Source organism: Aquitalea magnusonii (assembly GCF_002217795.2).
GTDB lineage: Bacteria > Pseudomonadota > Gammaproteobacteria > Burkholderiales > Chromobacteriaceae > Aquitalea > Aquitalea magnusonii_B.
Map to the genome: position 1 here is coordinate 2,454,332 of NZ_AP018823.1, position 12,221 is coordinate 2,466,552.

At 55.7% G+C, this 12,221-nt stretch carries 12 protein-coding genes; 5 read left to right on the plus strand and 7 right to left on the minus strand.

Annotated elements, in window-relative coordinates:
• Nucleotides 1-230 precede the first annotated feature (230 nt).
• The 5 genes from DLM_RS11710 (at nucleotide 231) to DLM_RS11730 (ending at nucleotide 5,257) form a co-directional block, all read left to right on the plus strand.
• A complete protein-coding gene (locus DLM_RS11710; protein WP_089086361.1) occupies nucleotides 231-1,355 on the plus strand; it encodes a hydrogenase small subunit in 1,125 nt (374 codons plus the stop codon).
• Complete coding sequence (locus DLM_RS11715; RefSeq protein ID WP_089086196.1) at nucleotides 1,355-3,145, plus strand: nickel-dependent hydrogenase large subunit; 1,791 nt, start codon at nucleotides 1,355-1,357, stop codon at nucleotides 3,143-3,145. Before DLM_RS11710 ends, DLM_RS11715 begins: the two co-directional genes overlap by 1 nt.
• A 194-nt stretch (nucleotides 3,146-3,339) precedes the next feature.
• Complete coding sequence (gene cybH / locus DLM_RS11720) at nucleotides 3,340-4,047, plus strand: Ni/Fe-hydrogenase, b-type cytochrome subunit (RefSeq protein ID WP_089086195.1); 708 nt, start codon at nucleotides 3,340-3,342, stop codon at nucleotides 4,045-4,047.
• 171 nt (nucleotides 4,048-4,218) lie between these two features.
• Nucleotides 4,219-4,506: a HigA family addiction module antitoxin gene (locus tag DLM_RS11725; protein WP_089086194.1), complete on the plus strand. Its 288-nt coding sequence runs from the start codon at nucleotides 4,219-4,221 to the stop codon at nucleotides 4,504-4,506.
• A gap of 463 nt (nucleotides 4,507-4,969) precedes the next feature.
• Entirely contained in the window at nucleotides 4,970-5,257 is a 288-nt protein-coding gene (locus DLM_RS11730; protein WP_089086193.1) for a hypothetical protein, read from the plus strand.
• Nucleotides 5,258-5,308: 51 nt separating this feature from the next.
• Here the strand turns inward: DLM_RS11730 and DLM_RS11735 are convergent, their stop codons facing one another.
• The 7 genes from DLM_RS11735 to DLM_RS11760 all read right to left on the minus strand — a co-directional run bounded on the left by DLM_RS11735 (nucleotide 5,309) and on the right by DLM_RS11760 (nucleotide 12,143).
• Entirely contained in the window at nucleotides 5,309-6,205 is an 897-nt protein-coding gene (locus tag DLM_RS11735; protein WP_269461324.1) for a PoNe immunity protein domain-containing protein, read from the minus strand.
• Nucleotides 6,205-8,838, minus strand: a complete 2,634-nt coding sequence (locus DLM_RS23870) for a hemagglutinin repeat-containing protein (RefSeq protein ID WP_089086191.1) — start codon at nucleotides 8,836-8,838, stop codon at nucleotides 6,205-6,207. Before DLM_RS23870 ends, DLM_RS11735 begins: the two co-directional genes overlap by 1 nt.
• 75 nt (nucleotides 8,839-8,913) lie before the next feature.
• Nucleotides 8,914-9,249, minus strand: a complete 336-nt coding sequence (locus DLM_RS11745; RefSeq protein ID WP_197715390.1) for an Imm42 family immunity protein — start codon at nucleotides 9,247-9,249, stop codon at nucleotides 8,914-8,916.
• Nucleotides 9,250-9,260: 11 nt separating this feature from the next.
• Nucleotides 9,261-9,383, minus strand: coding sequence for an Imm42 family immunity protein (locus DLM_RS24025; protein ID WP_197715391.1), 123 nt, complete (start codon nucleotides 9,381-9,383; stop codon nucleotides 9,261-9,263).
• A 147-nt stretch (nucleotides 9,384-9,530) separates the two neighbouring features.
• Complete coding sequence (locus DLM_RS11750) at nucleotides 9,531-10,700, minus strand: hypothetical protein (RefSeq protein WP_167467098.1); 1,170 nt, start codon at nucleotides 10,698-10,700, stop codon at nucleotides 9,531-9,533.
• 185 nt (nucleotides 10,701-10,885) lie between these two features.
• Nucleotides 10,886-11,389: a contact-dependent growth inhibition system immunity protein gene (locus tag DLM_RS11755; RefSeq protein WP_089086189.1), complete on the minus strand. Its 504-nt coding sequence runs from the start codon at nucleotides 11,387-11,389 to the stop codon at nucleotides 10,886-10,888.
• Between the two features lies 1 nt (nucleotide 11,390).
• Nucleotides 11,391-12,143 carry a hypothetical protein gene (locus tag DLM_RS11760; RefSeq protein WP_197715392.1) on the minus strand — a complete coding sequence of 251 codons (753 nt, stop codon included), beginning with the start codon at nucleotides 12,141-12,143 and terminating at the stop codon, nucleotides 11,391-11,393.
• Between the last annotated feature and the right edge of the window lie 78 nt (nucleotides 12,144-12,221).

Genomic DNA, 12,221 nt, shown 5'->3' on the forward strand with positions numbered 1-12,221 from the left:
TCCACTTCGTTGGCAAACTGCAAACAAAGTTTACACTCCATTTTTTACACCATGTATCAAGCTGCTGTTTTCACTCCATTTTTCCCGCCGTTGGCGCTGGCACGAAAATTGAAACCAGGGACAGGTTGCAACACCGCCAGCCTGTCCGGACAGATCACTAAAAACGCAGATCCGGCACAACAAGAAAACACATCAAATGCCATATGCATGGCATGGAGGAGCGTAAACACATGGAGACTTTCTATCAAGCCATGCGTCGCCAGGGCGTGACTCGGCGCAGCTTCCTGAAGTTCTGCAGCCTGACCGCCACCTCGCTGGGCCTGGGCTCGGCTTTTGTCCCACGCATTGCCTATGCACTGGAAACCAAGCCACGCGTGCCGGTGATCTGGCTGCACGGCCTGGAATGCACCTGTTGTACCGAGTCCTTCATCCGCTCGGCCCACCCGCTGGCCAAGGACGCCATCCTGTCGCTGATCTCGCTGGATTACGACGACACCATCATGGCCGCTGCCGGTCATCAGGCCGAAGCCATTCTTGACGACCTGATCAAGAACCACAAAGGCAATTACATCGTGGCCGTGGAAGGCAACCCGCCGCTCAATGAGGACGGCATGTACTGCTTCCCCGGCGGCGAACCCTTTGTGGAAAAACTCAAGCGCGTATCGGCTGATGCCAAGGCGCTGATCGCCTGGGGTTCCTGTGCCAGTTGGGGCTGTGTGCAGGCCGCCAAGCCCAACCCCACCCGCGCCACGCCGGTGCATCAGGTGATTCTGGACAAGCCGGTGATCAAGGTGCCGGGCTGTCCGCCGATTCCGGAAGTGATGGCCGCCGTGATTACCTATATGGTGACTTTCGACAAGATTCCGGAGCTGGACCGCCAGGGCCGGCCCAAGATGTTCTACGGCCAGCGCATCCATGATAAATGCTATCGCCGCCCGCACTTTGACGCCGGTCAGTTTGTCGAGAGCTGGGACGACGATGGCGCGCGCAAGGGCTATTGCCTGTACAAGATGGGCTGCAAAGGCCCCACCACCTATAACGCCTGCTCCACCGTACGCTGGAACGACGGCGTGTCCTTCCCCATCCAGTCCGGCCACGGCTGCATTGGCTGTTCGGAAGAAGGCTTCTGGGACAAGGGTTCCTTCTACGACCGCGTCACCTCGATTCCGCAATTCGGCGTGGAAGCCAATGCCGACAAGATCGGCTTTACCGTGGCCGGCACCGCCGGGGCTGCCATTGCCGCCCACGCCGCGGTCAGCGCCATCAAGAGCACCATGCTGAAAAAGCAGGACCTGCAGCCGCTGGATGCCGCCGCACCCGCCGAGAATAAAGACAAGAACGAGGAGAAAGTCTGATGTCCTACCAGACCCAAGGTTTTACCCTGGACAATAGCGGCCGCCGCGTGGTGGTGGACCCGGTCACTCGCATTGAGGGCCATCTGCGCTGCGAAGTGAACATCGACAGCAACAACATCATCACCAATGCCGTGTCCACCGGCACCATGTGGCGCGGCCTGGAAGTGATTCTCAAGGGCCGCGACCCGCGTGACGCCTGGGCCTTTGTCGAGCGCATCTGCGGTGTATGTACCGGCACCCACGCGCTGACCTCGGTGCGCGCGGTGGAAGACGCGCTGAAGATCAAGATTCCCGAAAACGCCAACCTGATCCGCAACATGATGCAGGCGGCGCTGTATGTACACGACCACTTGGTACACTTCTACCACCTGCATGCGCTGGACTGGGTGGACGTGGTGTCCGCGCTGAAGGCCGACCCGAAGAAAACCAGCGAGCTGGCACAGAGCATTTCCGACTGGCCGCTGTCCAGCCCAGGTTATTTCCGTGACCTGCAATCGCGGCTGAAGCGCTTTGTCGAATCCGGCCAGCTAGGCCCCTTCCGCAATGGCTACTGGGGCCACCCGGCGATGAAACTGCCGCCGGAAGCCAACCTGATGGCGGTGGCGCACTATCTGGAAGCGCTGGACTTCCAGAAGGAAATCGTCAAGATCCACACTATTTTTGGCGGCAAGAACCCCCACCCCAACTGGCTGGTGGGCGGCATGCCCTGCGCCATCAATATCGATGACGTGGGCGCAGTCGGTGCCATCAATATGGAGCGGCTGAACCTGGTGTCGCAGATCATCGACCGCACCATCACCTTCTGCGAGCAGGTGTACATTCCGGACGTGATCGCCATTGCCGGCTTCTACAAGGACTGGGCGGCCATTGGTGGCGGCCTGTCCAGCCAGAGCGTGATGTCCTACGGCGACTTCCCCGACCATGCCAACGACTACAGCGAAAGCAGCCTGCTGCTGCCGCGTGGCGCCATCATCAACGGCAAGTTCAACGAAATCCACCCGATCGACCTGTACGCCCCGGATGAAATCCAGGAATTCGTCACCCATAGCTGGTACAGCTATGGCGACGACAGCAAGGGCCTGCACCCCTTCGACGGCATCACCGCGCCCAAATTCGAGCTGGGTGCCAAGCACAAGGGAACCAAGACCCGTATCGAGCAACTGGACGAATCGGCCAAGTACTCGTGGATCAAATCGCCGCGCTGGAAGGGCCACGCCATGGAAGTAGGCCCGCTGGCGCGCTACCTGATCGGCTATCACCAGAACAAGCCGGAGTTCAAGGAGCCGGTGGACAAGCTGCTGCATGCACTGGGCGCACCCAAGGAAGCCTTGTTCTCCACCCTGGGCCGTACCGCCGCGCGCGCGCTGGAATCGTCCTGGGCCGCCAACAAGATGCGCTACTTCTTCGACCGCCTCATCACCAACATCAAGAACGGCGACACGGCAACTGCCAATGTGGAGAAGTGGGACCCGGCCAGTTGGCCCGCCGCGGCCAAGGGCGTGGGCTTTACCGAAGCACCGCGTGGTGCGCTGGGTCACTGGCTGAAGATTGCCGACACCCGCATCGACAGCTACCAGTGCGTGGTGCCCACCACCTGGAATGCCGGTCCGCGTGACGCCAAGGGCCAGATCGGCGCGTACGAAGCCTCGCTGATGGGCACCAAGATGGCGGTGCCGGATCAGCCGCTGGAAATCCTGCGCACCCTGCACAGCTTCGACCCCTGCCTGGCCTGCTCCACCCATGTGATTGGCGAGGACGGCGGCGAACTGGTGAGTGTGAAAGTACGTTGAGTTCGTCGCGCCCGTCCGCCCGGCGGCACCCCCTGCCCGGCTGACGGCACGACGATTGACCAGTCAGCACCGCCCGCCCCCCCCGCAGGCGGTACTGGCGAACTTCCTGATCGTCCGCCACGCTGGCCGGAGTGCCCATCACTCCCGGGATGGCCGGCAGCGTGGCGGTACGGCGGGAAAACAGGAGATTCAACATGAAAAGCTACGGCTTCGACGGCAACGCCCCACAGGGCCTGGGCCGCAAGGTCACGTCCGTTTATGTGTACGAGGCACCGGTGCGCCTGTGGCACTGGGTTACCGTGCTGTGCATCATCACCCTGTCCGTTACCGGTTACCTGATCGGCAAACCCCTGCCTTCGGTTCCGGGCGAGGCCACCTTCAATTTTGTCATGGGCTATATCCGCTTTGCCCATTTCACCGCCGGCTACATCCTGGCCATCGGCCTGATTGGCCGGCTGTACTGGGCGCTGGTGGGCAATCACCATGCACGCGAGATCATTCTGGTGCCGGTGTGGGACAAGGGCTGGTGGAAGGAATTTTTCTTTGAAGTGCGCTGGTATCTGTTCCTGGAGCGCTATCCGAAAAAATACATCGGCCACAACCCGGTCGGCCAGATCGCCATGGCCACTTTCCTGTGGGCCGCGGTATTCATGTGCTTCTCCGGCTTTGCGCTGTACGGCGAAGGCCTGGGCACCAAGAGCTGGGCCTACCAGGGCTTTGGCTGGGTGATTTCCGCCTTTGGCGGCAACAGCCTTACCGTACACAACTGGCACCGGCTGGGCATGTGGTCCATCATTTTGTTCGTGATGATTCACGTGTATGCAGCCATCCGCGAAGACATCATGTCCAAGCAGAGCATGGTGTCGACCATGATCAGCGGTTTCCGCATGTTCAAGGACTAAACCAGGAAAACCTCAGCGCCTGCTTGCCTGACTCAGCCTACTGTCTGCATCGGCACGCCTTGGCGCTGACGTTTTCATTTTCCTGACCAGACCGCAGCTTGTGTCAAACTGCCGCCAGCACACGCTGGCGGCAAAGCAACGCAGCCCAACACGCCATCCAAGCCCGCCACCATGTCCACTCCGCTCGTCAGTGCCCGCACCCCGCTACATCCCGGCCGCTTTCTGGACAGCCGCTTTCTGGCACCCTCCGGCATGAGCCAGACCGATGCCGCGCGGCGGCTGGGCATCTCGCGGCGCAGGCTGAACGAACTGATTGCCGGCAAACGCGGCATCAGCCCCGACACCGCCATCCGGCTGGCCTGCTTGTTCGGCCAGGATGCACAGTTCTGGATGGCCCTGCAAAGCGCCTGGGACCTGGCGCAGGCCCGCCGCCAGCTAAGGCAAGCACGTCGCGTTTAAACCTTGCGTCGCCAACTGACGCATACCTTTGCGTTGCCATCCACGGCCCGCGCTCCGTACACCATGCCCCGCCTTGCCACCGCCCGCCCTAGCCCATGTTTCTTGCCTTCCCACCCGCAGCACTAGATAATCCCCACCGTGCCGTTCAATAGCGGCACCGGGATTGGCGTCCCGAGCTTCCCGGACTGCTACGCGCTTGCGTACCAGTCCGCACACCATTGCTTTGCCTTTTTTATGGCGGGCCATGGTGGGAGCCTCTTTTGAGGCGCCGGGAAGGAAGCCGGTAACGCCAATCCCGCCATGCGCCTGCCACCCGCGATTGGCGTCGTAGGGAGCAGATTCCAGCTGCTTTCTGGAGCCTTCTGATGCGTATCTTCCTATCCTGTATTGCACCGTTTACCGCCTTAAGCAGGTCTTCCACCACCCCGCCGTTGCTCTATATACCACCTCAGGAGCAACGCCCATGACACACCAAACCACCACACCCATCCTCCCCCTGATGCACCAACACATCGTCCTGCTGCAAGCCATGCTCCAGCAGGACCGCTTTGCCGCGCTGCGCAGCCCGGTGCAGGATTTGGCACGTGGTTTTGCCCAACTGGAATCCGCATTGCGAGAGCAGGCCCAGACGCTGGAGGCGGTATTGGCCTTGCTTGCCCTGCACCCGTCCGATGCCTATCGCAGCCACTTGATGCAGGGCTTGCTGGGTTTGCAGCAGCAACACAGCAATTGCTGGCTTGAACCCGCGTAGTCACCCGTGCAGAACAGCCCGGCTATTTAATGGATAGGCGGGCTGTTACTGTTAGCGCCCCAATAAACGTTGCCACCAGCTTTTACAGGGTGGGCTGGGGATGGTGGGCGTTTGATCGTCGCCGTTGTCCGGGCGGGCGGGGTGGGTGCTGGGGCCGTTGGGCCGTAGCAGGTCGCCGGGGTAGTGTTCCAGTCCCAGACACTGGCTGTCATCCAGGCCAAAGGCTTTGACGGCGGCTACCGCCTCCACGCACCAGCGGCCAAAGTAACCGCTGTCCTCTAACTGTCGATTCCCCAAGCTGTACCAGTACGGGCGTTCATACATGGCGGTGGCCGGGGCATTGCCGGGTTTGGCCGGGCGGTCCAGTTCGCGATACCAGTGCTGCACAAAGTCGGCCAGCAGCCGGGCTTGCTGTGCTGCTGGGGCGTCGATGGCGTTCAGCAGCCGCTGGTAGGGCTTGGGGTGGCACAGCGTAACGCCAATCTTGCGCCCTGTTTGACGGCTGGCAATGATACGGTCGAGTAATTGGTCTTCGCCTTCGTTGCCAATCAATAGCAGCAGCCGTTGCCATTGCGCGTCCGGCAGCTCCAGGGCCAAAGCCAGCCCCACCAGCCAGAAGCAGACGATGTAATGGTCCAGATTCACCTTCCAGGCGTGGCGGGTGTATTGCTGTTGCGGGGTAAACACGTCCTTGCCCAACCGCTCGGATTCTTCCCAGGCATCGAGTAAGGGCGGGAAATACTGCGCCAGTTCCTGGATGTCGTCGCCACGGGAGTAGCGGCTGAGTAGCAAGTGCCAATTCTCTCTTGAAATTGAAAACATATATTGGGGAGCATAGGATACATCTCCACCGGGCTTATTGGCGGTCTCCCAACGATCACATATATCTTCAATAAGAAATTTCACCAAGCCATCCCAGTATGCACGACTGCCAATTAACGAGCGCACTATTTTATCCCTTTTAATAATTTCGATGCCGCCTCAGGATTTGGAATCAATTTACCATCCTTCCTCATCACGCCTACTGTCACTCGACCAAATGGGTCGGTGTGTACCAACCACTTTTCAACCTTCCCCTCACTCAGGGCTTTTTCTACTTTTGATGCATTAGCTAGGCCCACCGACTCCAATATCCGGTTGTAATTGGTATTCGCCCCGCTCAACCAGCTATCACTGCCTTGCAAGCCGTCCAGCGTCATGCTTTGTTTGGATGACCCGAATTTGTATTCGATCACCACATAATCCACGCCCGGCTTGTTGACCTTGTACAACCCGTCAATACCGCTTTGTCCGATGCCGGGGCTGCGGCCTATTTCTTGCGCGCCGGGAATCAGCTGTTGCACTTTCTGGCTGCCCAGCAGGTCGCCAACTACGCTTTTCTGAGCAGTGGTCAGCAAGCGGAAGTCCATCAGTGGTTTGCCATTACTGGTAAACAGTCCGCCGTTTTTCAGTAGCTGGTTGAAGCCTTGCAAACCACCAACAGAGGCTTCTACCGCCGCTGCGGTTTTGGTGATGGCCTGCCCCGCCACATTGGCCCCGGCCTTGGCTGCGGTAGCGGCTACTTTACCCGCCCCCATCACCGCTGTCGCCGCGCCCACCACATCCACCGCCAGTCGTCCGGCTTCTACCCCGGATGTGACCGATCCGTCCCAGCCGCCATCATTGTAGGCCTTAGTCATCAGGTCTATGCGTTGGCGGTAGTCTTGCACAATGCTGTCGCCAACCTTGCTGCGGAAAGCGGGGTCGTTGACCAGGGCGACCAGAGTTTTTTGGGTGTCGCTCCAGTTGCGCACCATGTCGACGATGTTTTCTGCCTGCTGGTAGCTTTGCAGGCCGATGCCGCCACCGACGCCGACCATCCGTCCGATTTCTTGCTGGCCGCTGATCAGGGCATATTTCAGTTCAACCTTGGCTAGGCAGCTCAACTCGCCTTTGCAGCCCGCTTTTTCGGTATTCTTGGCCGCGTCCTGTTTGGCTGTCAGGTAGTTATTCTCCACCTCATTCTTGCCCGCCTGCATCCCCGTCAGCCCACCGGCGCTGTTTCCACCCGCCAGGCCGCCTGCCAGCCCTGAGGCCAGCGTGGTCAGCGCGCTGATGGTTTGCTTTTGTTCTTCCGTCAGGTTTTTCGCATCAGGATACAGCGTCTGTTGCAGGTAGTCGGCCATCAGCGGCGCGCTGCCTGCGCCTGCTGCTCCGGCAAGGGCATTGTCGCCTTTGAGTTGGGCCAGCGCAGCGCCCACCACGGCATGGGCGAGAATGTTGGCTTGTTTGTTGTCGCCGGTCAGGTCTTTGACTACGCCTGCCAGGTAGGGGGCGGCGGCACCGGCCAGTGCAGCCTGGAGGTTGTTCCCCGCCAGCCCTTGCAGGGCGGCGGTGGCGGCGGTAGCGGCCTTTTGGAAGGTGCCGCCGGTGCCCCACTGGGCTTGCAGGTCTTTGTATTCCTGGCTGTTGGCGTAGTCTGGGTCTTGGGTGGCTTTGCGGTTGGCTTCGGCCAGTTTGTCGGTGGCAACAACCTGGATGAGTTGGCTGCCGATGGCGCCGATGGCTTGGGCTTCGGCGAGTCGTTGCCGTTCTTTGTCTTTGTCGAAGATGGGGCTAAGGCCGTTGGCGGCATGTTCGACGTCGCGGCTGAGGGTGGCGATGTCTTGTTGCTGTTTGTCCTGGTCACGGATGGTGATGCTGCCATCACTGATTGCCGCATAGGTGGTGGATTCGGCATGGCCGCTGCTGTTGCCGCCGCCGAGCAGGCTGCTGGCTCCCTGGCTCATCAGGGTGCCTTTGAGTTGGTCGCTGACGCTCAGGCCGCTGCTCATGCCGATGCTTTGGCTTTCGACTGTGTAGTCGGCTTGGTTGTGTAGATTGCTGAAGCCGAGGGTGCCGGTGTCCAGTTGGTTTTGGTCGGCGCTGGCGGTGCTGCCCATCACGGCGCCGTTGAGTTGGGTGTGCTGGCCCACGGTGATGTCATAGCCGCCACTGCCGGCGTAAAGGCCGGTTTGTTCTTGTACGCTGCGGTAGTCGCTGTCGAGCTTTTGTTTGCTGAGGCTGAAGGAGCCGCTGCCGGTCATGCTGCCAACGGTGAAGCTGCCGCCCACGCTGGCTTGGTTTTGCTTGGCGTGGTAGTGGTCTTCGTCTTGCTGGCTGCTGAGGGTGAGGTCGCGGCCTACTTCGGCCACAATGGCGCGCCCGCTGGCTTGGGCTCCGGTGAGGGTGGTGTCGCGCCCGGACTGGAGCTGCAGTGTGTTGCCGGCATTGAGGGTGGTTTCTTGCCAGGTGTTGCCGTGGCCGCTTTCGCTGCCTTTGCCTTTGTTGGCGTTGGCAAAGATGGAAAGCCCTGCTCCGCTGTTGCTGACGCCCAGGCTGATGCCCAGGTTCCAGCCGCTGCTGGTATTGCCGCCGGTTTCGGTGCGGTGGTTGCGGCTGGCGGTCAGTGCGATGTCGCGGGCGGCGTCCAGGGTGAGGTCTTTGCCGGCTTGCAGGCTGCTGCCCTGGCTCTGGCCAACGCCCAGTTGGAAGCTGATGCCATTTTGCTGGCCGAAGCCGAAGGTGGTTCCTCGAAAACCCTCTCTTTGGGCAATAAACATCTCGTAACTTATTGATTTTATTGATTAACCATTTAGGAAAATGGGATTTATCGAGGAGCCTGAGTGATTACAGATTTATATTTTGTAATTTTTTATAGTTTCCTTTATCGTTCCTACAGGAAGTATAGCCTCACTTACATTCTCTCCATTATCAGTACTCCATACCAATCTATCACCTTCGTCTGTTTTAATTAAATACAAATAGCACTGACCATCTTCCATCGCTGTGCATGTTAGATCAAACAACCCCTTAATCAACTCCTCACCATCTCCTATGAAATATTTTTCAGCATTCCGATACAAATCGACCGCATCAATTTCTATGTTATTAATACAAAGTTCTTCTATTGGTGATTTTGAATAAAATCCAAATGTTGTTTTTAACTCAACAACATCTACAATCTCAAACACCCTCTCACCTTTTACCTACAACAAAAAAGTCCATTTCGCCATATACTTTCGGGTGAATTCCATGCCTCGACAACATCAAACTGCAGTGCAAAGTAAAAAGGCTCTCCAAAGATCATTTTATTTTTACTCTCCATTCCAAGATTGAATCTATACACCAGACAAATAGCCAGTTTATCTCAAATACTTGCAATTTCTTTACGGGATGGCATCGGGCTTCCTTAGAACCAGCCTTGGACTGAGTGAGAGCAACACTTCACCAATCTCCAACCACAACATGATAGTCACTTTTTGTCGGCTAAATCATATCGCTCCTTCAGTTTCTTTACTGCTTCCTCTCTTTTTCGCAGTGCAGCACCATATTGAAATTCCCCTTTAAGCTGTACCAGCTGTTCGACGCTCATAATATTATTGGTTACTAGGGTTACAATCGGGGATTGTTCTGGCGGCGTATCTTTCAGTTGATCAATATCCATAGCATTCACCATCAACAGAGCCATCAACGCCCTAAGATTTTTCTCATTTTCCGGCTCATCTCTCGCAACATCATCCAAGAAATTATTTTGAATTTCTGTCAGCTCCTGCCAATAAGCTAGAGGGTGATTTGGGTTATTTTTTTTCAGGGTTGAAATGGTATCTTGTAGAATTTTCTGTTTCTCTTCATTGCTATTGAAAAGGCGCCCCATTTGGAAATTTTTAATTAGCTCTGCGGCAATTATCCATTTTTGTACAGTGATTTTATTATTATACATTTCATCGTACAGGTCTGGCCTATGAGCTTTAAGAATATCTTGGGTGACAGTGCCTTGTAGTGAACAAATAATATGCGTTTCGTTGGCAGAAGTGGCTTCGAGCATCAAAAGCAGCTCCACAGTGCCAAGCTTTGGCGGCTCGCCTGATGGTGTGTTAGTGCCTGCTCGCCAAGGGGCTGCATCGTCTTTTGAAGGCTTCCATTCCGCTTTGATAAAAATATCACCATCTTGGCGTAGCTGTGATGCAACATTGGCAGGTAGCTTCTTTATAACATCTGCAGGATTACCCTTTACGACAAATCCCCAATTATAATAACGACCATCTTTACCCAGATTTGTATACTGATCGGTGTAGCCTATAATTTCCAAACCACTCGCATTCAATGGAGTTGTGAAGTTAACGATGCTGTCATTGTCGTGTGATTTTCTATTTTTCACTTTGAAAAATAGAAAATTATCTTTCGTATACACAGGTGCCAGTTTAGTTGCAACTGCTTCATTTTGTTTTAGATAGCCAAATAGCGATGTATCGCAACTATCAGTCAGTTTGCTCAGCAAGATATCAGCAGATATCTGGTTAGATATTGCAGATGCAGATGCAGATGCAGATGCAGATGCAGATGCAGATGCAGATGATAAAGTAATTAAGACAAATGTGTTGATAATTTTTGTTCGAAAACAAGTTATGGTATTTTTCTTCATGGAAATATATCTTTAATTGGTGTGTGCAAAACTTTATGCACTGCAGGCGTTGTTGAGATTGCCACTTTCAGTGCTTTGTTTTATGTCACGAGCTGCGTCCAAGGAGAGCTCTTTATTGGCCTTGGCGCTGCCCAGTGCGGGGTTGTTAATCTTTCGGACTGCACCCACACCGGGCAGGGCAGGCGTCAACGACAGCGACTGATGGCTAAGCGTAGGCCTGCGCCAATTTCTTCTGGTGTAGACGCGGTAGAAAGTACGACATAATCACTCTCCTCGATACCGTCGCCACCCCAGGCCTCTAGTTTTTCGTGACGATAAGGAATAATGGTAATGATGCCGTTCACGCAGTGAATACCACATAACTGCATATTCTTGAACAAGGCTTTTTTGGTTTTATAGCCATAACGCTGCATCAATTCCTGATACCAGGCTTGATAGCGTAGTTTGCCTGCGGTCAAATCAAAAAAATCGGTAGTTTCACATTCCTCATTGCTTAAGGTTCGGCTATTTTGCAAGGCTTGCAATACTGTCAGACCAAGGGTGTGATGATCTGCATCTGGTTCCAATAAATGTTGTGGGAATAGTGGATCCGCCCCCGCCAAGCCTAAACCAGAATAAGTTCTTATAGAAATAAATTGCTCGGTAATGTACACATTGGTCCAATAATCTTGATTTGGTTTAAAGGTCATTTCACTTTACCTGTGTAATATTAATCTTGATGCCCAAGGTCTTGCCGTATTCGACCGCACGGTTGATTTCCAGCCACTGCGTAGCATTGGTTTGCGCCGGGACTGCCAAGCGGATTTCACGATTGGCAATCATCGCCGGGGTTAGTGTAACACCCGACAAATCTGCCGGTTTAAACTTCGCCACCGCATCCACATTACTCTTGATCGAGCTATATAGTTGATTCGGCTTAGTTAGCTTGGCCAAGGTCTGTGTATCCAGGGTTTTGGCGCTGATGGCGGTTTTAGAGAGACGATCATAATAATCAAAGGTTTTGAAGTTTTGTGGCAAGCGGGAATTGGCAGGTAAGGTGGTGCCAACAAAATCCTCCCAGGGCATGCCTTGCTTCATATTGCCTTTGCCCCATTGCAGGCCAATCTTAGAAGCTTCGACCGTGCTTGTCGCGCTATTGCGGCTGAGGAAGGCGGTGGCCTTTTGGACCAGCTCCTTCACCGCCAGGCCACCACTGAACAGTGCCAGTTGGTTTTCTGGGTCGGAGGCAAACACCGCGAACTTGCTCCAGGCCGGGCTATTGCTGTCGATCTTGTTCAGGTCTTGTGCATTCCAGTATTTCACCAGGGCTTTGGCTTGTTCGTCGCGCATCACGTCCATGCCAAAGATGTCGCTCATCCAGTTTGGACGTTCGCTGATCTGGATACCGCCGTAGGCGAGTTCCTTGTCCCAGCCTTGCGCCACCAGCGGGCTGTTTTTATCCACTTCGCGGCTTTGTTGCTCATGGATTGCTTTGAATTTTTGGATTGGCCTTGGGCATCGCGGTGGAGTTTGCAGACGTCG

What these genes read in the sequence shown, in the direction of transcription:
- DLM_RS11710 (WP_089086361.1), top strand. Translation starts at nt 231, where the DNA reads ATGGAGACTTTCTATCAAGCCATGCGTCGCCAGGGCGTGACTCGGCGC.
- DLM_RS11715 (WP_089086196.1), top strand. Translation starts at nt 1,355, where the DNA reads ATGTCCTACCAGACCCAAGGTTTTACCCTGGACAATAGCGGCCGCCGC.
- cybH (WP_089086195.1), top strand. Translation starts at nt 3,340, where the DNA reads ATGAAAAGCTACGGCTTCGACGGCAACGCCCCACAGGGCCTGGGCCGC.
- DLM_RS11725 (WP_089086194.1), top strand. Translation starts at nt 4,219, where the DNA reads ATGTCCACTCCGCTCGTCAGTGCCCGCACCCCGCTACATCCCGGCCGC.
- DLM_RS11730 (WP_089086193.1), top strand. Translation starts at nt 4,970, where the DNA reads ATGACACACCAAACCACCACACCCATCCTCCCCCTGATGCACCAACAC.
- DLM_RS23870 (WP_089086191.1), bottom strand. Translation starts at nt 8,838, where the DNA reads ATGTTTATTGCCCAAAGAGAGGGTTTTCGAGGAACCACCTTCGGCTTC.
- DLM_RS24025 (WP_197715391.1), bottom strand. Translation starts at nt 9,383, where the DNA reads ATGGAGAGTAAAAATAAAATGATCTTTGGAGAGCCTTTTTACTTTGCA.
- DLM_RS11750 (WP_167467098.1), bottom strand. Translation starts at nt 10,700, where the DNA reads ATGAAGAAAAATACCATAACTTGTTTTCGAACAAAAATTATCAACACA.
- DLM_RS11755 (WP_089086189.1), bottom strand. Translation starts at nt 11,389, where the DNA reads ATGACCTTTAAACCAAATCAAGATTATTGGACCAATGTGTACATTACC.